The 23,415-nt window shown below is 61.5% G+C and carries 20 protein-coding genes; 5 read left to right on the plus strand and 15 right to left on the minus strand.

What is annotated here, in order from left to right; translation table 11 throughout:
- Nucleotides 1-130 precede the first annotated feature (130 nt).
- The gene (locus tag GPL81_RS27715; RefSeq protein WP_160109294.1) at nt 131-487 is read left to right on the plus strand and encodes a hypothetical protein; all 357 of its coding nucleotides are present in this window, start codon (nt 131-133) and stop codon (nt 485-487) included.
- A gap of 49 nt (nt 488-536) precedes the next feature.
- Here the strand turns inward: GPL81_RS27715 and GPL81_RS27720 are convergent, their stop codons facing one another.
- Nucleotides 537-791, minus strand: coding sequence for a DUF1652 domain-containing protein (locus GPL81_RS27720; protein ID WP_096509864.1), 255 nt, complete (start codon nt 789-791; stop codon nt 537-539).
- 277 nt (nt 792-1,068) lie between these two features.
- Here GPL81_RS27720 and GPL81_RS27725 point away from each other — a divergent pair, with 277 nt between their 5' ends.
- Nucleotides 1,069-2,559, plus strand: a complete 1,491-nt coding sequence (locus GPL81_RS27725) for an aldehyde dehydrogenase family protein (RefSeq protein ID WP_160109295.1) — start codon at nt 1,069-1,071, stop codon at nt 2,557-2,559.
- A gap of 130 nt (nt 2,560-2,689) precedes the next feature.
- Here GPL81_RS27725 and qhpG read toward each other — a convergent pair whose 3' ends face one another.
- From qhpG to GPL81_RS27755, 6 genes are all read right to left on the minus strand, one after another.
- The gene (gene qhpG / locus GPL81_RS27730; RefSeq protein ID WP_160109296.1) at nt 2,690-3,988 is read right to left on the minus strand and encodes a flavin-dependent monooxygenase QhpG; all 1,299 of its coding nucleotides are present in this window, start codon (nt 3,986-3,988) and stop codon (nt 2,690-2,692) included.
- Nucleotides 3,985-4,680 carry a subtilisin-like serine protease QhpE gene (qhpE, locus tag GPL81_RS27735; RefSeq protein ID WP_160109297.1) on the minus strand — a complete coding sequence of 232 codons (696 nt, stop codon included), beginning with the start codon at nt 4,678-4,680 and terminating at the stop codon, nt 3,985-3,987. Before qhpE ends, qhpG begins: the two co-directional genes overlap by 4 nt.
- Nucleotides 4,670-6,388: an ABC transporter ATP-binding protein gene (locus GPL81_RS27740; protein ID WP_160109298.1), complete on the minus strand. Its 1,719-nt coding sequence runs from the start codon at nt 6,386-6,388 to the stop codon at nt 4,670-4,672. Before GPL81_RS27740 ends, qhpE begins: the two co-directional genes overlap by 11 nt.
- On the minus strand, nt 6,388-8,292 hold the full coding sequence (locus GPL81_RS27745) for a sigma-54-dependent Fis family transcriptional regulator (RefSeq protein ID WP_160109299.1): 1,905 nt from the start codon (nt 8,290-8,292) through the stop codon (nt 6,388-6,390). Before GPL81_RS27745 ends, GPL81_RS27740 begins: the two co-directional genes overlap by 1 nt.
- A gap of 251 nt (nt 8,293-8,543) precedes the next feature.
- Complete coding sequence (locus GPL81_RS27750) at nt 8,544-9,569, minus strand: histone deacetylase family protein (protein WP_160109300.1); 1,026 nt, start codon at nt 9,567-9,569, stop codon at nt 8,544-8,546.
- 155 nt (nt 9,570-9,724) lie between these two features.
- Nucleotides 9,725-10,951: a Zn-dependent hydrolase gene (locus GPL81_RS27755; RefSeq protein WP_160109301.1), complete on the minus strand. Its 1,227-nt coding sequence runs from the start codon at nt 10,949-10,951 to the stop codon at nt 9,725-9,727.
- A 232-nt stretch (nt 10,952-11,183) separates the two neighbouring features.
- Here GPL81_RS27755 and GPL81_RS27760 point away from each other — a divergent pair, with 232 nt between their 5' ends.
- Nucleotides 11,184-12,116, plus strand: coding sequence for a LysR family transcriptional regulator (locus tag GPL81_RS27760; protein WP_160109302.1), 933 nt, complete (start codon nt 11,184-11,186; stop codon nt 12,114-12,116).
- 11 nt (nt 12,117-12,127) lie between these two features.
- On the opposite strand, the gene GPL81_RS27765 is transcribed toward GPL81_RS27760, so the two are convergent.
- The 7 genes from GPL81_RS27765 to GPL81_RS27795 all read right to left on the minus strand — a co-directional run bounded on the left by GPL81_RS27765 (nt 12,128) and on the right by GPL81_RS27795 (nt 19,111).
- Nucleotides 12,128-13,438: an OprD family porin gene (locus GPL81_RS27765; protein ID WP_160109303.1), complete on the minus strand. Its 1,311-nt coding sequence runs from the start codon at nt 13,436-13,438 to the stop codon at nt 12,128-12,130.
- Between the two features lie 46 nt (nt 13,439-13,484).
- Nucleotides 13,485-14,105: an RraA family protein gene (locus GPL81_RS27770; protein WP_160109304.1), complete on the minus strand. Its 621-nt coding sequence runs from the start codon at nt 14,103-14,105 to the stop codon at nt 13,485-13,487.
- Nucleotides 14,098-14,490 (minus strand): RidA family protein, encoded by a 393-nt coding sequence (locus GPL81_RS27775; protein ID WP_160109305.1) that lies wholly within the window; start codon nt 14,488-14,490, stop codon nt 14,098-14,100. Before GPL81_RS27775 ends, GPL81_RS27770 begins: the two co-directional genes overlap by 8 nt.
- 18 nt (nt 14,491-14,508) lie before the next feature.
- Nucleotides 14,509-15,888: an MFS transporter gene (locus tag GPL81_RS27780; protein ID WP_160109306.1), complete on the minus strand. Its 1,380-nt coding sequence runs from the start codon at nt 15,886-15,888 to the stop codon at nt 14,509-14,511.
- Between the two features lie 231 nt (nt 15,889-16,119).
- The gene (locus GPL81_RS27785; RefSeq protein WP_178122632.1) at nt 16,120-17,061 is read right to left on the minus strand and encodes a 2-hydroxyacid dehydrogenase; all 942 of its coding nucleotides are present in this window, start codon (nt 17,059-17,061) and stop codon (nt 16,120-16,122) included.
- Nucleotides 17,058-17,813: a class II aldolase/adducin family protein gene (locus tag GPL81_RS27790; RefSeq protein ID WP_160109307.1), complete on the minus strand. Its 756-nt coding sequence runs from the start codon at nt 17,811-17,813 to the stop codon at nt 17,058-17,060. The genes GPL81_RS27785 and GPL81_RS27790 overlap by 4 nt, the downstream gene beginning before the upstream one ends.
- Nucleotides 17,810-19,111, minus strand: coding sequence for an MFS transporter (locus tag GPL81_RS27795; protein WP_160109308.1), 1,302 nt, complete (start codon nt 19,109-19,111; stop codon nt 17,810-17,812). The genes GPL81_RS27790 and GPL81_RS27795 overlap by 4 nt, the downstream gene beginning before the upstream one ends.
- Nucleotides 19,112-19,264: 153 nt before the next feature.
- Here GPL81_RS27795 and GPL81_RS27800 point away from each other — a divergent pair, with 153 nt between their 5' ends.
- Nucleotides 19,265-20,224 carry a LysR family transcriptional regulator gene (locus GPL81_RS27800; RefSeq protein ID WP_160109309.1) on the plus strand — a complete coding sequence of 320 codons (960 nt, stop codon included), beginning with the start codon at nt 19,265-19,267 and terminating at the stop codon, nt 20,222-20,224.
- Nucleotides 20,225-20,235: 11 nt separating this feature from the next.
- On the opposite strand, the gene mrdA is transcribed toward GPL81_RS27800, so the two are convergent.
- Complete coding sequence (mrdA, locus tag GPL81_RS27805) at nt 20,236-22,128, minus strand: penicillin-binding protein 2 (RefSeq protein ID WP_160109310.1); 1,893 nt, start codon at nt 22,126-22,128, stop codon at nt 20,236-20,238.
- 256 nt (nt 22,129-22,384) lie between these two features.
- Here mrdA and GPL81_RS27810 point away from each other — a divergent pair, with 256 nt between their 5' ends.
- The gene (locus GPL81_RS27810) at nt 22,385-23,308 is read left to right on the plus strand and encodes a TIGR03571 family LLM class oxidoreductase (protein ID WP_160109311.1); all 924 of its coding nucleotides are present in this window, start codon (nt 22,385-22,387) and stop codon (nt 23,306-23,308) included.
- Nucleotides 23,309-23,415 lie beyond the last annotated feature (107 nt).

A 23,415-nucleotide genomic window follows, 5' to 3' on the forward strand; every position in this document is an offset into this window, starting at 1 on the left:
TATCGCGACAGCTGTTGCAGTCTGAGACAGCATAGATGCTCTACCGGAACAGCTCATCGGCCAGCCATTGACGGTCCGCGCCGACGGGTGCGAAATGGTTGTTCACCGATTGCCAGGCAGGGGAAAAAAAATGGCAAGCATCACTGTCCTGGCGGGGGACTTTCTGCAGGGTGACGGAGATTACCGGGATGGCGTTTTTATTCTAAGAACGTCGCTGCACCCGTGGCCCGGCATTAGGCTCCCGCTATCGAAATTCAAAAACCTGGAAGTGGCCAACGAGGAATCGATCAACAACATCAAGGAGGCCATCGGCTTCGGCGTGGCGGGTGCCATGTTGCTCGGACCGATCGGCGCCTTCGCCGGCTTCATGTTGGCGGGAAAGGAAACCGAAGTGACTTTTCTGGCGACGCTCAAGGATGACAGGAAGCTATTGGCAGCCGCCGATAGCAGCACGTTCGATGAAATTACCCGAAAAATGGCGTCATGAGGCTATCGATACAGGCCGCACCACCGCCGTGGTGCGGCCGACGCAGATGTCAGTGGTAGATCGGTGGCTGAGCGCCTTTGTGCGATTCGATCTGTTGGCGCATTTCCGCCACGAGCGTGGCAATTCCGTGCACGGTGTCCAGTTTCCACAGGGGAACGTGGGTGGCTATCAGGTCCACCTGGCCGGTCATGCAATCGCAGACCCGAATCGTCAGGGACTGATCCGGCGCCATGCTGCAGGTGCACACCGAGGGTAGAAAACTGCGCTCTATGATGCTTTGAATTTCCAGGGGTGAAAGGTTCATCGCTGCCTCCCTTACGCCAGATGTGATGCCGGGAAAATGATCCCTCACTTCACCCACCGAACCAGAAAATTCTAGTCCTCGCCAAGGGCTGCCTCAAGATGGCGGGCAGGCTGTTCGTCGTCTCACACGCTGTCGCGATTTGCGACAAAACCATCGCACCGCCGACCTCTCCCGGTTTCAGGAGAAACCCCGCCCGACAAGGGCCCGCCGGCCCTCTCGGGCACTTGGCACAGCCATTGCGAAAGCCCTGTTCTCACGAACAACAAGAGGCCTCGCCATGTCGCTCCCTAACCTGCTTCCCGCCACTACGGCATTTATCCAGCGCGCTCCGCGCATGCTCATCGGCGGTGACTGGGTCGAGGCCGCCGACGGCCAGACCATGAACCTGCACAACCCTGCCACCGGCGAAGTGTTGTGCGTGGTGCCAAGGGCCACGCCGGACGATGTCGACCGCGCGGTGCTTGCCGCCCGCCAGGCGTTCGATGATTCAGCGTGGAGCCGTACCCGCCCCCGCGAGCGCCAGAATCTGTTGTGGAAGCTCGCCGACCTGATGCAGCGCGATGCCGAGCTGCTGGCGCAACTGGAATGCCTGAACAACGGCAAGAGCGCGGCCGTCGCCCAAGTGATGGACGTGCAACTGGCCATCGACTTCCTGCGCTACATGGCCGGCTGGGCGACCAAGATTGAAGGCTCCAGTGTCGACGTATCGCTGCCGCTGATGCCCAACGACCAGTTCCACAGTTTCATCCGTCGCGAAGCGGTGGGCGTGGTCGGCGCCATCGTCGCCTGGAACTTCCCGTTGCTGCTGGCCTGCTGGAAACTCGGCCCGGCCCTGGCCACCGGCTGCACCGTGGTCCTCAAGCCCGCCGATGAAACCCCGCTGACCGCCCTGAAACTCGCCGAGCTGGTGCTGGAAGCGGGCTACCCTGAGGGCGTGTTCAACGTGGTCACCGGCACCGGCATCACCGCTGGTTCCGCCCTGACCCACAACCCGCTGGTGGACAAGCTGACCTTCACCGGCTCCACCGCCGTGGGCAAGCAGATCGGCAAGATCGCCATGGATTCGATGACCCGGGTCACCCTGGAGCTGGGCGGCAAATCGCCGACCATCGTCATGGCCGATGCCGACCTGTCGAGCGCCGCCGCCGGTGCCGCGAGCGCGATTTTCTTCAATCAGGGCCAGGTCTGCTGCGCCGGCTCGCGCCTGTATGTGCAGCGCAAGCATTTCGACAACGTGGTGGCGGACATCAGTGATATCGCCAACGCCATGAAACTCGGCAACGGCCTGGACCCGAGCGTCGAGATGGGGCCGTTGATCTCCGCCCGTCAGCAGGAGCGCGTTTACGGGTACATCGAACAGGGTCGGCAAAGCGGCGCGACCATCGCCTGCGGTGGCGAGCAGTTCGGACCGGGCTTTTTCGTCAAGCCGACGGTCATCGTTGATGTCGATCAAAAGCATTCGCTGGTGCAGGAAGAAATCTTCGGCCCGGTGCTGGTGGCGATTCCGTTCGATGACGAGGCCGATGCGCTGCGCATGGCCAACGACAGCCCCTACGGCCTTGGCGCGAGCATCTGGTCCAATGACCTGGCGGCGGTGCACCGGATGATTCCGCGGATCAAGTCCGGTTCGGTGTGGGTCAACTGCCACAGCGCCCTGGACCCGGCGCTGCCGTTTGGTGGCTACAAGATGTCGGGGGTTGGGCGGGAAATGGGGTATGCGGCGATTGAGCATTACACCGAGTTGAAGTCGGTGTTGATCAAGCTGTAACTGGCAGCGTTCTTTCGGACGCCATCGCGGGCAAGCCTTGCTCCCACATTTTGTGTCGTTCATGACAAACGACGCGGACCTGTGGGAGCAAGGCTTGCCCGCGATGGGGCCAGACCTGTCACCGCAAGGATCAGGGCTTGTACCCTTGGGCCAACAACCACCCCCGAACCATCCTCCCCTGCTCCACCGTCAACCCCGCCAGCACCTGCTCAGCCGGCTCGCGACAAATTAACCGCCGCACCAACGGCGCCAACTCCACCCCCTGCACATGCCAGATCCCCAACGGCTGATCCGCCGTGATCACCACCTCGGCTTCATCGACAAAACCGTCGCGCAACACCGGCGCCCGCTCAATCCGCAATGCATTGAAATCCGCCGCGGCATGGGCGACCTCAGCATCCGGCCATTGCCGTCGCGCCTGCCAGAACGGCTGATCGACCCAGCGTTGTTCGTCGGCGTAGAAATCCCGGCCGATCCGCGCGAACCGCAGGAACAATTGCTCCACCCGTTGCTGATGAAACCGTTGCGCCAGTGAACCTCGCTCGGGTTTGCGCAGCAGGGTGTTGATCACCGTCGGGGCCTGCAATGCCGAGGACAGGGATTGAAAGATGCCATTGCCCGACAGCGGGTCCACCGCCATTGCCGCATCGCCGACCCGTATCCATTTGTCGCCACACACCTGCGGACTCAGAATCGCCGTGCTGCTGCGGGCGTGCAGCTGTACATCGACCTCGGGTTCACCGGCGAAAAATGCCAGTGCCACCGCCGAGTCCTGACGCCGCCGGCGACAGTAGTCGAGCAACTGGGCCTTGCCCGGCAACCCGGCGCTGGCGACGTCCACTGTCCATTGCCAGTAACACTGGCCGTCGGCCCGCCGCGCCATCCACGCCCAACCGTCTTCAAGGCTTTCCACGGCGCTGGTGGTAGCGCCCGGCGTACCTTGCCAGCGATTGAGCAGGCTGACCGTCTCCGGCCCGCGCAGGCCTTTGCCGAGGGCCGGTGCCTGACGGCCGCGGGCTTCCACCAGAAAGTCCGCGGTTATGGCCTGGTGTCCGTCGACCTCGATGCGATGGCCGGTGGTCGAAGCCTGCACCGACAACACCCGGCCTTCGACCAGTTCCACCCCTGCCACGCGCAAAGCTTCCCGCAGGCCACGATCGAAGGTCGGGCGATCCAGCAGAAACTCGACGTTTTGCGCATGTTGCTGGCCGTTCCAGTTCACCCGCCTTTGAGACGGCAAAGTTGCTTCGGACAGCGCCTGATGCAGGCCGGCGCCACGCAACGCCTCCAATACTCGCTGGGAAACGCCTTCCAGCGCGGCAAACCGGCGCCACTCGCTGATCAGCGTGACAGCGTAACCCAGCCGCCGCAGCCCCAACGCCACCGCCGCGCCCGCGGGCCCGGCGCCCAGAATCACAATCGCCGTCATGGCCCGAATCGCCGCTCGGGGCCGCGATATCGGGCGTTATGCCGCAGATACTCGATGACCTGCTCATTGCTCGCCTCGGGCTGTGTCACCAGAAACGCCGCAATGTGCCCGCTCAACGCCGCACATCCAAGACTCGCCCCGGACTGCCCCGGATAAGTACCGTGCACGCACGCGGCAAAATCCGCCTGGGCACTGTTGAGCCATGACCATTCCAGTTCGGCGCAGCGCGCGTCGCCGGTCACCCGCAGCACCTGTGGATAATTCGCCGGAAACACGCCCTCGCCTTGCGCCGGACTGGACGCGCACAGCAATACGCCGCGCGCCACAGCAGCTGCACAAGCGACCCGCAACAGGCTGCGATCCTGACGCAAACCCAGGCTCAGGTTGATCAACCGCACGTCCTGCGCCACCAGCCAGTCAATCGCCGAAGCGATCTGCAAGGCGCTGGTGACACCGCGCTGGTCGAACACCTGGGCCACGCAAAACAGCGCCGAGGGCGCTCTCCGGCCGATGGCTTCGATGACCGCGCTACCGTGGCCCAGCGGATCGTCCCGCAAGTCGCTTTCGGCGAGCCCGTCCTCCACCAGGGAAAAGCGCCGCCCGACGATCACCTGTACCCGCTGCGCCGCCGAGTGCCCGCTGTCCACCACGCCGATACGCAGCCCGGCTTTTTCAAGCAGCTCAGGCTTCATGCAGCACCGTTTTCGAAATCAAAACACCGTCGAGCAATTCAAAGCGCAGATCGGCATCGGCCAGGGTCGAGGGACGGTGACTGATCAGGATTCGCGTGCGCCCGGCAAACAGCCGGTCGATGGCCTCGATCACTTCGCGCTCGGTGGCTTCATCCACGGCTGAGGTGGCTTCGTCGAGCACCAGGATCAGAGGGTCCTGCAACAACGCGCGGGCAATGGCGATGCGTTGTTTCTGCCCGCCGGACAACTGCTGGCCGCGCTCGCCCAGTGGGCTGTCCAGACCTTCGGGCAAGGAGCTGATCAAGCTGTCGAGCTGCGCCAGCCGCGCCACTTCGGCAATCGCTTCGCGGCTGGCGTCCGGCACCGCATAGGCCAGATTGTCGGCGAGGCTGCCGCGGAACAGCACGATATCCTGACTGACCACGGCGATGCGTCGGCGCAGCTGGAACAGGTCCAGCTCACGCACATCCACTTCGCCCAGCAGCACCCGCCCGGACTGTGGGTCATGGTGGCGTTGCAGCAGATCGATCAGGGTCGATTTGCCGACACCGGAGCCGCCGCTCAGGGCGACTTTCAAACCGTAGGGAATCCGCGCTTCGATGCCACGCAGGGTGGTCGAGCGACCGGGGTGGCTAAAGTGCACATCGTCGAAGCGCAATTCACCCGAGGCAGGCATTGGCTTCGGGGCGTCGGGTGTCAGCACGGTCGGCTGCTCACCACGCAACTCCATCACCCGGCCGAGGCTGACGGTCATGCGCTGAATCGCCACATAGAGCCCCAGCAGACTCTGAACCGGCCCGACGGCCATACCTAAGTAAGTGGAAAACGCGATCAGCGCACCCAATTGCCAGGTGCCCTGCACCACCCAGTAACCGCCGATCAAAAACGCGCAGGCCCGGGACAGCGAGGTCAGCGTACCGGGCACGGCCTGGGTGAAAAACTCGGTGACTTGCAGGCGCAGCAGCTGGCTCATGTAGCCTTGACCTAGCGTTTCCAGGCGCCGCGCTTCGCGCTGTTGCTGGCCGGCGGACTGGATGAATTTCATCACCGGCAGGGTCTCGACCATGAACGACGACATGTCCGCCGAACGCTCGCGCAACTGCCGCACATCGCGCTCGACCTTGCGCCGCATCCAGCGCAGCCAGAGCACGTCGAGGGGGATCAGCACCAGCGCCAGCAGCGACAGTTTCCACGACAGGGTCAACAGCATCGCCACCGCCACCACCAGGCCGATCACGCTCGACACCGCCGAGAACAGCGAGTCCACGGCAAAGCGCTGGATCTCGGCCACGTCACCATCGAGGCGCGACATCAGGTCGCCGATGCGCCTCTGGCCGTAGAAGCTTGGTGACAGGGTCTGCAAGTGCCGATAAAGGTCATCACGCAGGGCAAACAACATGCGCCCCGACAATCGCGTGTGCAGGTAACGATTGATCCCCGACAGCGCCGTACCCAGCAGCCCGGCGACGATCATCAGCCCGGCGATCAGCACCAGCATCGGGAAGTTGCGCGCCAGCAGGCCATCGTCGATCAGCAGCTTGGTCAGCCACGGCTGCACCAGCACCAGTGCCGAGGCGCAGACCGACAGTCCCAACAATCCGGCAATCGCCAGGCGATGGGGCCGCACAAAACTGTAGAGCCAGTGCAGCGAGGCTTGCAGGGCCTCGGGGTTCTGGCTGTCGATCAGCCGGACAATCAGGCGGCGCATCACGAACGCAACTGTTTGAGCTTGCGATACAGGGTCGCGCGACTGATGCCCAGGGCGTCGGCGGCGGCCGAGACGTTGCCCTGATGGTTGTCCAGTGACTGGCGAATCATTTCCAGTTCGTTTTCGCGGATGCTGCCGGACTGCGGACGTTCGGTCGCGGTCAGTTCGTCGAGCATGCTGTCGGGCAAATGATCGAGTGTGAGCACGGTTTCGCCCGGTTCGCGCATGGCCAGCGCGGTGCGCAGGACCATCTCCAGTTGGCGGATGTTGCCCGGCCAGTGATAGTTGCCGAGCAATCGGCTCAAGTCGTCATGCAGTACCACCGCCGGCGCATCGAGCCTGGCCAGCAGTCGACCGACCAGCGCGCTGAAATCCTCGCGCTCGCGCAGGGCCGGGAGCATCACGCTGATGCCGTTGACCCGGTAGAACAGGTCTTCGCGAAAGTGCTTGTCCTCCACCAGGCGCTTGAGTTCACGGTGGGTGGCGCAGATCAGGGCGACGTCGATGTCTTGCTCTTCGCCGGCACCCAGCGGTGCGACCTTGCGGTCCTGCAACACCCGCAGCAGCCGCGCTTGCAGGGCCAGCGGCATGTCACCGATTTCATCGAGAAACAGCGTGCCGCCGTGGGCCTGTTGCAGGCGACCGACCATCCCGCCCCGGCGCGAACCGGTGAACGCGCCTTCGCGGTAGCCGAACAGCTCGGACTCGATCAGGCCTTCGGGGATGGCCGCGCAGTTCACCGCCACGAAAGGTTTGTCGCAGCGGCTGCCAGCCATGTGCAGGGCACGGGCGATGACTTCCTTGCCGGTACCGGTTTCGCCCAGCAGCAACACCGGCAACTGGTTGGCCAGGCCCTGGCGGGCCATGCGCAGGGCGCGGGCATAACGGACATTACTGCCCGCCAGGGATTCGAGGTCCGGTTGAGCCTTGGTGGTTTTGGCCGGGGTGCGTGTCGGGGTTGCGACGTTGATGTTTCGCTGCGGCGCACGCAGGGTCTTGTAGAAAAATTCGCCTTTGGCGGTCTGCAGGCTGCCGGCGCCACCTTGATGCAAGCGCGCCAGCAATTGCAGGCCATCGACGCCGAGAAACTCTTCACAGCGCCGACCGACAAGCGCCGAACGCTCGGCATGCAACAACTGACAGGCCTGGGCACTGACCGCGAGGATTTGTCCGCCGAGGCTGACTGCCAGCAGGCCTTGCCAGGGGGATTCGAGGTATTGGCGACGGCTGTGGAAGGCCAGGACGATTTCGTCCGGATAGCTGGCGTTGAACACCCGGCTCTCGATCTGACTGACCGCCATGGCCAGCAACGCCGTGCTGTCGTGGGCGCGACCCAGCGGGCCTTCGCGGGTCAGGTCGAGCACGCCGAGGATCTCGCCTTGCGGGCAATGGATCGGCACCGAGGTGCAGGAAAAATCGCTGAGGCGATCCAGGTAATGTTCGCCGCAATCGATCAGGGTCGGCCGGGCTTCCACCAGTGCCGTGCCGAGGGCATTGGTGCCGCGAACGGCTTCGCTCCAGCAGGCTCCGAGGGTGATGTCTTGCAGGCCGCTGCCCTTGAGACGATCAGCCCGCCCTTCCACGGCGAGGATAGTGGCGTCGGAGTTGGCGAGGATGATCAGCCCTTCCTTGCCCTGGCGTTCGGCCAGGTAATCGATGGAAGGCAAGGCGGCGTCGATCAACAGGCGGTTGCTCGACAGCAGCACGTCAAGGCTGGCGCCCGACTCCAGCGCCAGCTCGTGCTTGGCATTGAAATGCACGCCATGGCTGAGGCTGCGTCGCCACGAGGCATCGATTTCCGCCCGCAGGACGCCGTCTGGCACTTCGCCTTCCAGGTGCAGCTTTTCCCGGGCCAGCCGGGCTTCGTGGTGCAGTTTGGGGGAGTTTGTTTTTATTAGCGTCATCAAGCGCTCCGGGTCGTCCGCCCTGCGCCTTTACTTTATATGTCGGCGCTGTGGAGCCATCTTTACGTTAACGTCAGGTCGATGGCAAGTGCCTTACGGCGCTTGTGTTCCGGCAGGTGGATCGAGTCATCGTTCATCGCGAGCAAGCTTTGCTCCCACGGTATTGAGGTGGGTCACAAATTTGCATTCGACCTCACCCCTTGTGGGAGCAAGGCTTGCCCGCGATGGCGCCGTCACAGGCAACATCGAAATCAGAGCTGCCACACCTCAGGACTCACAAAAAACGCCCGCGCATTCTCCTCCAGACTCTCCAGGTGATACCCGCCCTCCTGCACGATCAGGCACGGCAACCCGAGGCTGCGGATCCGCTCGCCGAGCACGGCGAACCCTTCACGGGTTACCGCCACCTTGCTTTGCGGGTCCAGCTCATAAATATCGAAACCGAGGGACAGGACCAGCACCTCGGCACCGAAGTCCGTCACTGCATTCAGCGCCACATCCAATTGCCCGAGGAAGTCCTGCTCGCTGGCGCCATGGGCCATCGGCAAGTTCAGGTTGAAGCCCTCTCCCGCCCCGACACCGCGCTCATCGGCAAACCCGGCGACACCCGGATAAAAATTGGTCGGATCGCCATGCACCGACACGTAGAGCACGTCATCGCGGTCGTAGAAAATTTCCTGGATCCCCTGGCCGTGGTGCATGTCGGTATCAAGCACCGCCACTCGCGCGAACTTGTCACGCAACACCTGCGCCGCCACTGCCGCGTTGTTCACATAACAGAACCCTCCCGCAGCTTCGGCCCGGGCGTGGTGCCCCGGTGGACGGCACAAGGCGTACGCGGCGGGCTCGCCATCGAGCAAGGCCCGGGCGCCGGCAATCGCGCTTTGCGCCGACCAGTAGGCCGAGCGCCAGGTTTGCTCGCCCACCGGACAGCTGCCGTCGGCCAGATAGCGCGCAGCCTGGGCAAGAATCCCGCGCAGGGCATTGGGCTCGCGGACGAAGATGTTCGACATCACCTCGTCGCCCCAATCCTCGGGGATTTCCTTCCAGCGCTGATGCGCTTCCTGGAGAAACGCCAGGTACGGCGCACCGTGCACCGCCAGCAACGGATCGAGCCCGGCATCGGTGGGTTGCTCAACCTTGAAACCCAATGCATGGGATGCCTGCAACAGTCGTTGGGCGCGCTCCGGCACTTCCTGCGGGGTGCGCATCTGGCCACGGGAGTAGTAGCTGCGGGGATGGTGAAGCAGTTGTTCGGGGTGGAAAAAACTGCGCATGGGATGAATTCCTGTCAGTTAACCTAAATCCAGAATTTGAGCGCGGTTCCTGTGGGAGCGGGCTTGCCCGCGATAGCTATGCATCAGGCAACATAGATGTTGAAGCTGATGACCTCATCGCGGGCAAGCCCGCTCCCACAGGGTTTTGTGTTCGTTCAGATTTTTTCAGCACGGGCCAGCACGGCGTTGAGCAGCACGTCGGTGCCCTGGCGCACATCTTCAGGCAGCACGTCTTCGGCTTCGTTATGGCTCAAGCCGCCAACACAGGGGATAAAAACCATAGCCGTCGGGCAGAACCGCGCCAGATGAATCGCGTCATGTCCGGCACCGCTGACGATTGATTGCTGAGCGTAGCCCAGCGCATCCACCGCCTGCTGCACCGCCGCCACACAATCAGCGTCGAATGGCGTGGCCGGGCTGATCCAGTGCGGGGTGACGGTGAGGTTCAAGCCGCGAGCGTCAGCAACTGCCTGCAGCCGCGCACGCACCTGTTGTTCCATGGCCGCGATGGCTTCGTCGCGGTGATGACGCAGATCGACGGTGAAATCCACCCGCCCCGGTATGGTGTTGCGCGAGGACTTGTTGATGCTCAATTCGCCAACGGTGGTCAGGCCTTCGGGGGCGAAATCAGTCGCCAGGCTTTCTATGGCCTGGATCATCCGCGCCACGCCATACAAGGCGTCCTTGCGCAGCGGCATTGGCGTCGTGCCGGCGTGGGCGGCCATACCTTCGACCCGCACGTCGAGCCAGCGGATCGCCTGGCCACCGCTGACGACGCCGATGCTCTTGGCGTTGTCTTCAAGGATCGGCCCTTGTTCGATGTGCGCCTCGAAATACGCATCCACCGCACCGCCCAGCGGTCGCTCGCCGGCATAACCGGTGCGCTGCAACGCCTCGGCGACACTGATGCCATCCACGTCACGCACCGCCAGCGCCGTGTCCAGATCCATGATCCCGGTGAACACCGCCGAGCCGAACATCGCCGGAGTAAAGCGTGCGCCTTCTTCGTTGGTCCACACCGCAACTTCCAGCGGCTTGCGGGTTTTAATACCGAGATCGTTGAGGCAGCGCACCACTTCCAGGCCGGCGAGCACGCCGTACACGCCATCGAACCGACCGCCTTCGGGTTGGGTATCGAGGTGGCTGCCCATCATCACCGGCGCGGCATCCGGATCGGTACCCGCGCGACGGGCGAACAGGTTGCCAATGGCATCCACGCTCAGGGTCATGCCGGCTTCACGGCACCAGTGGGCAAACAATTCGCGACCGGCCTTGTCTTCATCGCTCAAGGCCAGGCGGCAGCTGCCGCCACGGGCGGTGGCACCAATTTCGGCCATCGCCATCAGACTCGCCCAGAGGCGTTCGCCATTAATCTTCAACATGAGTTTCTCCAGGAAAATTCAAAACGACGCGATGCCTGTAGGAGCCGGCTTGCCGGCGAAGGCGGTGTGTCAGGCATCATCCATGTTGACTGATGCGCCGCCATCGCCAGCAAGCCGGCTCCTGCATTAGGTTCAAGCCTTGGCCAGTTCGATTTTTCGTCTCGCGGCTATGATTAGTCAATTTTCTATTTATTATGCGAAGTATTACTTCAACTTATAATCGAGAGCCGCCATGGCCGACCGCGACGTGCAACGCCTGCTCAATGACCGTCTGGACTGGAACCTGCTGCGCACCTTTCGGGTGATCGGCCAGGAGCTGAGCATCAGCCGCGCCGCCGCCCGCCTGCACCTGACGCAACCGGCGGTCAGTCAGGCGCTCAAGCGTCTGGAAGAGCAACTGGACCGGCAACTGATCGCCCGGCGCGGACCACGCTTTGCCCTGACCGAAGTCGGCGAACAGATCTTCGCCCTGGCCGGGGAAATCTATGGGCAGATGTCCCAGGTCAGCGGCGTGCTGGAACAACCGGCCGACGAAGTGATCGGCAAGGTGCGTTTGCTGATCATTAGCCGGATTTACTCCGAGCGCTTCGATGACTTTCTTGCGGACTTCCATCGCCAACATCCAAGGGTGGATCTGGAAGTCGACGTGATGCGCAGCTCCGACATCGTCAGCGCCCTGCAGGAGAAAACCGCGACCCTCGGCCTGAGCCTCAACCGACGTCCGCAACCGCGCCTGGAACAACGCCTGTTCCTGCGTCAGCGCTATGCGTTTTTCTGCGGTAAACATCACGCCATGTTCGGCCAACAGAACGTTGCCGAAGGGGATTTGCAGCGGGAGAATTTCGTCAGCTTCACCAGCGACCAGATCGGCGGCATGCTCTCGCCGCTGACGATTTTTCGCGATCAGCAGGGGTTCAGCGGACGCATCGTCGCGTCATCACCAAGCCTGGAAGAAGTCCGGCGACTGGTGATCGCCGGCTTCGGTATCGGTTGCTTGCCCGAACACGTGGTGGCGGCGGATGTCGACTCAGGATTGCTCTGGCGCCTGCCGCCCCACGAAGGGATTGCCGATGTGGACATTCATTTGCTGTGGAACCGCGAGCAACGCATGAGCCGTGCTGAGACGATCTTTCTCGAAAGCCTGCAGCAACGGCTGACACCCTGAATCGTTGCCGATCAGAACAACGGCAGGCTGTAGCTGACCACCAGGCGATTCTGGTCCTGATCGCGAGACGCCTCACTGCGCGACATGCCGTTGCGCCAACCCAGGGCGACGTTCTTCAACGGTCCGCTCTGGATCACGTAATCAACGCTCAAGTCCCGCTCCCATTCCTCTTGCTCTGGTCCGGCCACCGTTTGAATGCCATGGCCCGACAGGTACATCGCCGAAGCCTTGAGCCCCGGCACGCCGAGGGCGACGAAATCGTAGGTGTATTGGGCAAACCCGGTTCGCTCGCCGGCGCGGGTGAAGTTCTGGATGTAGCGGTCGGTCAACAGGTAGACGCTCGAACCGCCCGCGCCTTTATCCGGCAGGCTGCCCTGGTTGAGCTGGACGAAGCCGCTGTCGCTTGAGACCTGTTGGTAGCCGGCCATCAATGCATGGGCACCGATGCTCCAGGTAAACGCCAGGCTCCAGGTATCGTTGTCGATCTTGCCACTTCCACCCTGGGTGTAGCCGCTGGTGCGGTAGCCGCTGGCCCGTCCGCTGGCCGAGTCGTTGGCGCCGTCGGCGGTGGTCTTGAAGTAACGCAGATCGGTTTTCAGGGCGCCGAAATCACCCAGGTTGAGGTTGTGCAGCAGGCCGGCGAAGTGTTGTTGGTAATAGTCTTCGAGATTGGCGTAGTAATACTGCGCCAGCAGTGTCTCGCTGAGTTTGTAGTCGCCACCGGCGAAATTGAACGCGTTGCTTTCCCGTGTGCCACCGGCCACCGCGAGGCCCGTGCTGTCGCTGGAGCCGCGACCGGTGGCATGTTCGAGATGGCCAGCGGTCAGGGTCAGGTCCTTGAAGTCGTTGGAGACGATCTGCCCGCCCTCGAACGTCTGCGGCAACAGCCGACCATCGTTGGCCTGTAAAATCGGCAGCTTCGGCATCAAGGTGCCGTAACGTAATTCCGTCCTGGCCAGGCGCATCTTCGCTGTCGCCCCGAAGCGCGACCATTGCTCGGCAGCCCCGTCGCCATGGTCGGGAATCATCGAACTGCCAACATGCCGTCCGTCCCCACTGTCCAGGCGAATACCCTGCAAGCCCAACGCATCGACACCAAACCCCACGGTGCCTTCGGTAAATCCGGACTGGTAATTAAGCATGAATCCCTGGGCCCATTCCTCGGTTTTGGAAGGAGCCGCAGTACCGTCGCGATTATCGTTGTTGAAGTAGAAATTGCGCATCCCCAGGGTGGCTTTACTGTCTTTGACAAAGTCCGCCATGCTCAACGGACTGACAAGTGCACTGCCGAGCGCAATAAGCGCCAACGGTTGTTTATTCATTAATTGAAATTCCTGAACAGCCAGTTGATCAACTGGCTGCCTTTAATTAAGAGAGCTTGGTACTCAAGACGCTGGACACCGGTTCGCCAGCCATCAATCGCGCCAGCAGCTGCGGTTCCGATAGATCCGAAGCCAGTGCGCGTTCAATCACGTCTTGCGCGACGGCCCGATCGAGAAACAACACGCCGTTGTCATCCGCCAGCACCAGGTCCCCCGGATGCACTGTCACACCGGCACAGTGGACCGGCTGATTGATCTGGCTGTCACCGCGACCATGCAATTTGGTGGTCAGCAGGCTGGTGCCACGAGCGAACACCGGCAGCCCGGCCTCGCGCAGTTCAAGCAGGTCGGTCACTGCACCGTCCACCACGATGCCCACTGCCCCGGCGCAACGCGCCGCGCAACTGGTGACCGCGCCGACCGGGGCGTGCCGATGATCGCCGCAGGTGTCGATCACCAGCACATCGCCCGGCCTTATTTGCGCCAGGGCCAGGTTGACGGCGATGGCGTCGGCGCCCACCAGTTTCAGGGTCAATGCACGGCCCACCAGTTTCACGTTGGGCACCATGGCCCGCAGTTGCGGGTCGGCAAAACCCTCCTCCAGAAAATGCCCGAGGGTGGGGAGGCTCACAGCCTTGAGCTGTTCGATCAGTTGCGACTCATCCATGTTGTGGCTCCCTGGCAATCAGTTCGGCGACACAGTCGATTTCCAGCGAAACGCCCCACAGCGCCACGCACACGGTGGTCCGTGCCGGCGGCGCGTGGCCGAGAAACTCCCGGTACACCGCGTTGAACGGCTCCAGTTGCGCGGGATCGGTCAGGTAGGCGTTGACCTTGATCACGTGGCTGAAATCGGAGCCGGCCTCGATCAGGATCGCCTCCAGATTGCGCAAGGTTTGTCGCACCTGCTCGGGAAAATCCTCCGGTTGTTCGTCAAGGTTGCTGCGAGCCGGAATCTGCCCGGCGGTGAACACCAGGTGGCCGCTGACCACAGCCTGGGAGTAAGGGCCGACCGGGCCGATGTAGCCTGGGGCCGATTGAATTCTGCGCATGGGTTTGAACTCCAGGATTCAGGCCGTAGCCGATTTGAGAGGTTTGCCGAGGGCGGGATCGCCTGCCGTGACGAGGCCCGGGATTTCGCTGATGTCCCTTTTGAAGGTCTCGGTCAGCAGCAACAGCGCTACCAGCGAAATCAATGCCGCGCCGATCATGTACCAGGCCACCGAGGAGCCTTTGCCCGTCGCGGCCAGCAGTGCAGTCGTGACAATCGGTGTGGCCGCGCTGCCGAGCAGACCGGACAACATGTAGCTGATCGACAGCCCGGAATAGCGCACCCGGGTGCCAAACAGTTCGGCGAGGAACGTGGCGATCGGCCCGTAATTGGCGGCGAACGCGGTCATCAGCAACAGGTAACCGAAGACCACCATCGGCAGCTCTTTTGTGTCCATCAACCAGAACATCGGGAACGCCACCAGCGCTTCGGCAATGATGCCGCCGACGATGATCGGCTTGCGTCCAAAACGGTCCGAGAGCGCGCCGAACACCGGCAACATGACGATGCACCAGGCGCAGGACAGCAACACAACGCCGAGCATCACACTGCGGCTGAAGCCGAGGTTCTGCGTGCCGTAGGTCAGGCCGAAAGCGACGATGATGTTGAAGGATGCGCCAGTGGACATGGTGGCAATGCCGCCCAGCACCACTTGTTTCCAGTACTTGCGGAACACTTCCGCCAGGGGCATTTTCACTTGCACGTCGGCTTCCTTGACCTTGTTAAAGGCCGGGGTTTCCGAGATGTTCAGGCGGATGTACAAACCGACGGCAATCAGCAGCACGCTGGCCAGGAACGGGATGCGCCAGCCCCAGGCCAACAGGTCTTCAGGGGACATCCAGGCAGCGATCAACAAGAAGGCCAGGTTGGCGATCAGGGTCCCGGCCGGCACGCCGATCTGCACCCAGGATCCGTACAAGCCGCGCTTGTTGGCCGGCGCATGTTCCACCGCCATCAGCACCGCCCCGCCCCACTCGCCGCCCAGCGCCAGGCCCTGGATCACCCGCAGCAGTAATAACAGGATCGGTGCCCAGATGCCGATGGTGGCGAAGTCAGGCAACAAGCCGATAGCAAAAGTCGCTGCGCCCATGGTGAGCAGCGATATCAACAGCATCGACTTGCGTCCCAGGCGGTCACCGAAATGCCCGAACAATGCCGCGCCGACGATTCGCGCCAGGTACGCCGAAGCGAAAGTGCCGAAGGCCAGCAACGTACCGATCAGCGGCACGAAATCCGGAAAGAACACTTTGTTGAATACCAGCGCCGAGGCCGTGGCGAACACGAACAAGTCGTACCACTCCACGGTGGTGCCGATCACACTGGCTACCGCGACTTTTTTCATGCTGATTGCGACTTCCGGTGGTGCGCCGGACTTTTCTGCGGACGATAGATCGCTCATCTCTGACTCCAGGAATTTATGTAATTGTTTTGAACTGGCAGTAAAACGGTTGAGGCGAAAGTTGTTGTTATGGCTTGCGGGGGAAGCTCGTTCTTACCGGTTATGCAATCCCCCTGTAGGAGCGAGCCTGCTCGCGATGGTCGTTAACGATTACGCGTGTTTACTGATTAAACGCGGTGTTCTTGGGTTCATCGCGAGCAGGCTCGCTCCTACAGGGGGTTGTGTGTTGATTTAATATCCCAGTAGGCGGTCGGCGCAGTTGAGTAACGGTTCGCCGGTATTCAGGCGATGGAAGTTTTCCGCCACTTGTTCGGCGATGCAGTCATGGGACGCCGCCGAAGCCATGTGCGGGGTGATGGTCACGCCGGGCATCGTCCAGAGGCGGTGTTCGACTGGCAGTGGTTCCTGCTCGAAGACATCCAGCAAGGCGCCGCGCAGTTGACCGCGTTTGAGTGCTTGTTCGAGATCGTCGATGTTCAAATGCCCGCCACGCCCGCAGTTGACCAGTGCCGCTCCGTTGGCGAGCTGTTCGAACGTTGCACGCCCGAGAATGCCGCGAGTCTCGCTGGTCAGCGGTAGCAGGTTGATCAGCAACTCGACACCGTCGAGAAACCCGTGCAGTTCTTCAGAACCCGCGAAGGTTTGTACCCCCGGTAGATCCTTGCTGCGTCGGGCCCAGCCACGTACGTCGTAACCCGCGGCAGCCAGATCCAGAGCGATGGCACTGCCCAGCGAACCGAGCCCCATCACGCCGACCCTGAATTGCCCCGCCGACCGTTGCAGCGGCCGTTCCCAGCGCTGTTCCCGTTGTTGCGACAACACCTGGTCGAAGCCGCGGTGATAGTGAATCACCGCCCAGCGCACGTACTCGGTCATGCCCTGGCGATGGCCCGGGTCGACCACCCGGCAAATCGGCAAGTCCGGACACGATGGGTCGTGGTCGAGGTGATCAATACCGGCGGCCACCGAGTGAATGACTTGCAGATTCGGCAACGCAGCAAGGCTGCCCGGCAAAGGAAACCAGCACGCCGCCATTTGTGCGTTGGCTGCCCGCGGGTCATCGGCCAGCACCGTTGTGAGTTGCGGCGCACTACGGGCAAACGCGGCTTGCAATTGCTTGAGCAACAAAGTGTCTCGGGACAGCAAAACCACGGTATTGATGACTGCACTCATGACAAATAGGACTCACGCTGGGATTCAATCAGGGTCAGTGCGGCCTCCCAGGCCAGGTCGATGATGTTGTCCTGCTCATCACGGTCAAACTGTTCGGCGGTGTGCGCGCAGACTTCCGGCGACGGGTAATGCAATGCCGATCCGCCGGCCAGTGCCTGGACCTGGGCCTGACAGGCTCGCTCGAGAAAATGAATCTCCTGAAACGCCTGGGCCACACCCGAGCCACCAACCAGCAAGCCGTGGTTGCGCAAGATCATCGCGCGATGCGGGCCGAGGTCGGCGATCAGACGCTCACGCTCATCCAGCGACAACGCGATGCCTTCATAGGTGTGATAGGCCAACTTGCCGTAGAACTTCAGCGCGTGCTGACTGATCGGCAGCAAGCCTTGCTTCTGCGCCGCGACAGCCATGCCGGCTGCGGTGTGGGTGTGAATCACGCAATTCAGATCCGGGCGCGCCATATGGATCGCCGAGTGAATGACGAAGCCGGCGGCGTTGACCCGGTGACCTTCATAAGCCGGGTCGACCACCCGCCCTTCCTGGTCGATGCGTACCAGATCCGAGGCACGCATGCGGTCGAAGATCACCCCGTAGCGGTTGATCAGGAAATGATGGTCAGGCCCCGGTATGCGCAGGGTGATGTGGGTGTCGATCAGGTCGGTCATGCGAAAGTGCGCGACCAGGCGGTACAGCGCCGCCAACTCGCAACGGGCTTGCCATTCAACCGCGTCCATGTGTGCAGGTTTACTCACGAAAACACCTCTTTAGCAGCGTGGGTGGCGACCGGGTTGGCGCGCAGGCGGGCCAGGCCGCAAACACCGATCAGGGACAGGGCCGATAGCAAGGTGAAGAACACCGCCAGCGGCATCCATTGTCCGGAAAACTTGCTCGCCAACAGCGTGCCGATCAGCGGCGTGGTGCCACCGGCCAGGGCGCAGGCCAGTTGGTAGGCGATAGAAATGCCCGAGTAGCGCAGATGCACCGGAAAGGCCTGGGTCATGTAGCCAGCGATCACCGCGTACAGCGCCGAGAGAATCACCACCGCCAGGGCTATGCCGACGGTCATCAGCACAATATTTTGCGTACCGACCAGCAGGAACATCGGGTAAGGCGTGACCATGCACAGCAGCGCAACCAGTTTGAGAAATCGGCCTTCGCCGATGCGTTCGGCCAGCAGCGCCGAGACCGGTTGCGAGAGCAACTGAATGATGGTCACCAGGAACAGGCAATCGAGAATCGTCGAGCGCGGGATACCCTGATAGTGGGTGACGTAGGTGATCATGAAGGTGTTGGTGAAGAAGAAGCCGGCTGAACCGATGGTCACGGCTGCCGCGGCGAACAGGATCTGCCGCCAGCAAGTGCGGATCACCTCCATGACCGGGTATTTGGCGGTTTCGTTGTTGTCCTGGACCTTGGCGAACTCCGGCGACTCGTGAACGCCGGAACGGATCAGCAGACCGACCATCATCAACACGCCGCTGGCGAGAAACGGCAGGCGCCAACCCCAGGCGAGGAATTCTTCCGGCTCAAGGGAGGTCACCAGGCGAAAAGCGATCAGGGCCAACAGCAAACCGGCGGGACTGCCGAGCTGGGCGAACGATGCGTAGAACGTCTTGCGTTTGGCCGGCGCGTGTTCGCTGGCCATCAGCACCGCGCCGCCCCACTCGCCACCGACCGAAATACCCTGGATCAAGCGCAGCACGATCAAACCGACCGGTGCCCAAATACCGACGCTGGCGTAGCTGGGCAACAGGCCGATGCCGGCGGTGGCGATGCCCATCAGGGCCATGGTCACCAGCAGCATTTTCTTGCGCCCGAGACGATCCCCCAGATGGCCAAACACCATGCCAGCCATGGGCCGGGCAATGAAGCCGACGGCAAAACTGCCGAAGGCAGCCAGGGTGCTCATCACCGGATCGCTGCTGGGGAAGAACACTTGCCCAAGCACCAGCGCCGCCGCGGTGGCGTAGATGTAAAAATCGTAGAACTCGATGGTCGTGCCAATGAAGGCGGCGGCCGCGGCTCGGCGCGGTTGGGGGGTAGTGTGCATGCAAGGACCCTGTGTACTTATAGTTTTGGGCAGGTGCTAAGGCTGTGACGGTTGCGCTCTGTGGCGCTTGTGGGCTTTATCGCTTCCGTGCCAGGATTAGTCAATTTTCAAATTCTTATCTTTACTATTAGCCCTGCTACTTCATGGATTTTTATGTCCTCCATTACCAATCCCTGGGTCGGTCGACGCTTTCTGAACGATCGCCTCGACTGGAACCTGCTGCGCACCTATCTGGTCATCGGCCAGGAAGGCAGCATGAGCCGTGCCGCCGCACGCCTGCATATCACGCAATCGGCGGTCAGCCAGGCGCTGAAGCGTCTTGAAGAACAACTGGAATGTGTGTTGATTGCCCGCAGCGGTCGGCGCTTTGATCTGACGGAAACCGGGGAAGAAGTCCTGCGCATTGCGGCGGATATCTACGGTGATATTTCGCGCTTGGGCACGGTAGTGGAAAGTCGCCATGACGATGTGGTGGGCAAGATTCGCATCCTCACCGTCAGCGGCGTGCAGGCGCGGCATTACGATGAGTTCCTCGCCGATTTCCATGAAACTCACCCCAAAATCGAGCTGGAAGTCGAAGTCATGGGCAGCTCGAACATCATCAGTTCGCTGCTGCAAAAGACCGCGACTATCGGCGTCGGCCTGTGCCGATTACCGCAACCGCGACTGGAGCAACGGGTGCTGTTTCGGGAGACATATGCGTACTTCTGTGGCCAGCGTCATCGGTTATTCGGGCAAGAGAACCTGACCCTGGAACAGCTCGCCGCCGAAAACTTTGTCAGCTTCACCAGCGATCAGTTGGGCGGCAACCTGTCACCCCTGACACTGTTCCGCGACCAGCAAGGCTTCACCGGCAAAATCGTCGCATCTTCCACCAGTTTCGAAGAAATTTACCGCCTGATCTGCGCAGGTTATGGCATCGGCTGCCTGCCGACGCACCTGGTGCGACGGGATGTCGAACAAGGCCTGCTCTGGCCTTTGCCGCCGGAAAACGGAGTGGTGGATTTCGATATCCATCTGCTGTGGAACCGCGAACAGAAAATGAGTCAGGCCGAAACGGTGTTCCTGGAGAGCTTCCAGCACATGCTCAGCATCCGTGAGCCTGTGCTGTGATGCCTAGATGGTCAGACGTGAGGATCGCCCGGTGCCTTGCTCGGCGCTGCATATTGCGGCTTCAGGTGCCCGTCCTGATCGAGTAGCCAGGCGTCCATGATCTGCCGGACCACAGGACCGGCGACGCGGCCGCCGGCCTCGCCGTTTTCGATCATCACCGAAATCACAATCTTCGGGTGTTCGGCCGGGGCGAAGCCGACGAACAAGGCATTGTCGCGGTTACGCTCGCGGGTTTTCTCGCGGTTGTAACGTTCGCCCTGCTTGATCGCCACCACCTGCGCGGTACCGCTCTTGCCAGCAATGCGGTACTGCGCCCCCACCGCTGCCGCCCGGGCAATCCCGCGGGCATCGTGCATCACCATCTGCATGCCGTGGTTGACCTGCTCCCAGTCACGCGGATCCTTGAGCAGAATGTTCGGCATCGGATGCTCGTCCACCGGCGCGACGCCGTCTACGGTCTGGGCCAGGTGTGGACGGTTCCATACACCTTTGTTGGCGATCAGCGCCGTGGCCTGGGCCAGCTGCAGCGGCGTGACCTGCATGTAGCCCTGGCCAATGCCAAGGATCACTGTCTCGCCCGGGAACCACGCCTGGCGGCGTGTGGCGCGCTTCCAGGCTTGAGATGGCATCAGACCAGGCGACTCTTCGTACATGTCCAGGGAGACTTTCTCACCCAGGCCGAACATCGCCATGTAGTCGTGCAGGCGATCGATGCCTAATTTGTGGGCCAGGTCGTAGAAGTAAGTGTCGTTGGAACGCATGATCGCTGCGTCCATGTCCACCCAGCCGTCACCGCTGTGGTTCCAGTTGCGGTACTTGTGATCGTAATCCGGGAGTTGGTAGTAACCCGGATCGAACACGCGGGTCTGTGGCGTGACAATACCGGCATCCAGACCGGCAATCGCGACTTCCGGCTTGATGGTCGAACCCGGCGCGTAGAGACCGCGTAGCACGCGATTGAACAGCGGCCGGTCGATCGAGTCATGCAGCGCCGCGTATTCCTTGAAGCTGATACCCGTGACGAACAGATTCGGGTCGAAACTCGGCTTGCTGACCATGGCCAGCACTTCACCGGTCGACGGATCGAGGGCGACTACGGAGCCTCGACGATCGCCCAAGGCCTGCTCGGCGGCTTCCTGAAGCTTGACGTCGAGGCTCAGTACGATGTTTTTGCCAGGAATCGGGTCGGTGTGCTTGAGCACTCGCAGCACGCGGCCCTGGGCGTTGGTTTCGACCTCCTCATAACCGACATGACCATGCAGTTCCGACTCGTAGAATTTCTCGATCCCGGTCTTGCCGATGGATTGAGTGCCGCGGTATTCGACCGAATCCAGAACCTTGGACTCTTTCTCATTAATTCGTCCGACGTAGCCGATCGAATGGGCGAAGTGCTCGGCCAACGGATAATGGCGTACGAACTGGGGTTCGACATCGATGCCCGGCAACCGGTACTCGTTGACCGCCAGCACCGCGATCTGTTCTTCACTCAGCTCATAGAACAGCGTCACCGGCACAAACGGATGCCGCGCCTGTTTCATCGCCTTGTCGAACAGCGTGCGGTCTTCAGCAGGCAGGTGCAGCAGGTTGACCACCTCGTCCAGCTCTTCTTTGACATCGGATGCGCGTTCGCGAGTGATGGTCAGGTTGTAGCTGGGCCGGTTATCCGCCAGTACGACGCCATTGCGGTCATAGATCAAGCCACGGGTGGGGGTGATCGGCAGGACATGGACGCGGTTGTTTTCGGAGATGGTGGAGTGATAGTCGAATTCCACCACCTGCAGGATATACATGCGCACCACCAGCGCGCAGGTAATGGCGACGACGAACAAGGCGCAGGCCATCAGTCTTTTGTTGACCAGCCGCGTCTCTTTTTCGTGGTCCTTGATCGGTATCGGTTCGGGCATTTCTTTGGCGACTCTTTGAAAAGACGGTGCCGATCCGTGGGCCGTAAATCAGTCCTTAAAAAAGGAGTTGCACCCTATCAAAAACCGACCGGTCAATTTAGTGCGATTTCCTCTAACGGGGGTTCTGGAGGGTGAAGAGTTTTTCATACAGGCAGCAGACTCGTGCGTTTCAATCAAGATTGATATTCCCATTCATGCGTTTTTCCGGGTGACCGGGCTGTGGATACTCGGTGCATGTTTTATTGGGAGTCTTCTCATGCATCCACGATTTCAACGATTACTGGGTTCGAACGGGTTTTCCATCGGCCTGGAACTGCCACTGGATAATGACTGGTCCAGCGACGGTCAGCGGCGGCGGGTTGCCGAGAATCGCCCCTTTGGTGTGCCCGACCTGAAACAACACGCAGCCATGGCTCGCCTGGCCGACCAGTCCGGCTTCCGAGCGCTGTGGGTTCGCGACGTACCGGTTTACGATCCTCATTTCGGCGATGCCGCGCAGGTGTTCGAAGCCTTTTCCTACCTGGGTTACCTGGCAGGTATCACCGATAACATCATGCTGGGTACGGCGGCAGTTGTGCTCCCGCTGCGTCAGCCTTGGCTGACACTCAAGTCTTCCAACAGTATCGATGAGTTGAGTGATGGGCGTTTGCTGCTGGGCGTAGCCAGCGGTGACCGCCCGATGGAATATCCGTTGTTTGGCGTGGATTACGATCAGCGTGGCGAAATCTTCCGCGAAACCGTTGAGTTGCTGCGCAGCCAAGGCGAAGGCCGCTTGCCCGACGGTGCTCGCCTGCTTCCGGAGCGCGAGCAGCCATTTCCATTACTGGTGGCGGGCCTTGGTCAGCAATCGCCAGCATGGATTGGTCAACACATGGACGGCTGGCTCGCCTACCCCGGCACGCCGGATGAACATCGTCGTCGAGCAGGGTTGTGGCGTGAGGTGGGCGGCGATAAACCCTACATCAGCTTTGTTCATCTGGATCTGTCGGCCAATCCCCATGCACCGATGCGTCGTGTTCACTTCGGTGGTAGCTGTGGGCGATTGGCGTTGATTGATGAACTGCAGGCATTGCGTGAGGCAGGCGTGCAACATGTCGGCCTGCATGTGCGTCGCAGCGAGCGAGAGGTCGCTGAAGTTATTGAGGAGATTGCAGAACACGTGCTGCCAAAGTTTCATTAAGGATCCGAAAGTGAGGGATAGCCATCAGGCTGTCCCTTTTTTCGTCGCACCACTTTCCGGCGGACAAAACAAAACCCCTACCTGCGTACGCAGATAGGGGTTTCGGA

This window comes from Pseudomonas izuensis (assembly GCF_009861505.1).
Taxonomy (GTDB): domain Bacteria; phylum Pseudomonadota; class Gammaproteobacteria; order Pseudomonadales; family Pseudomonadaceae; genus Aquipseudomonas; species Aquipseudomonas izuensis.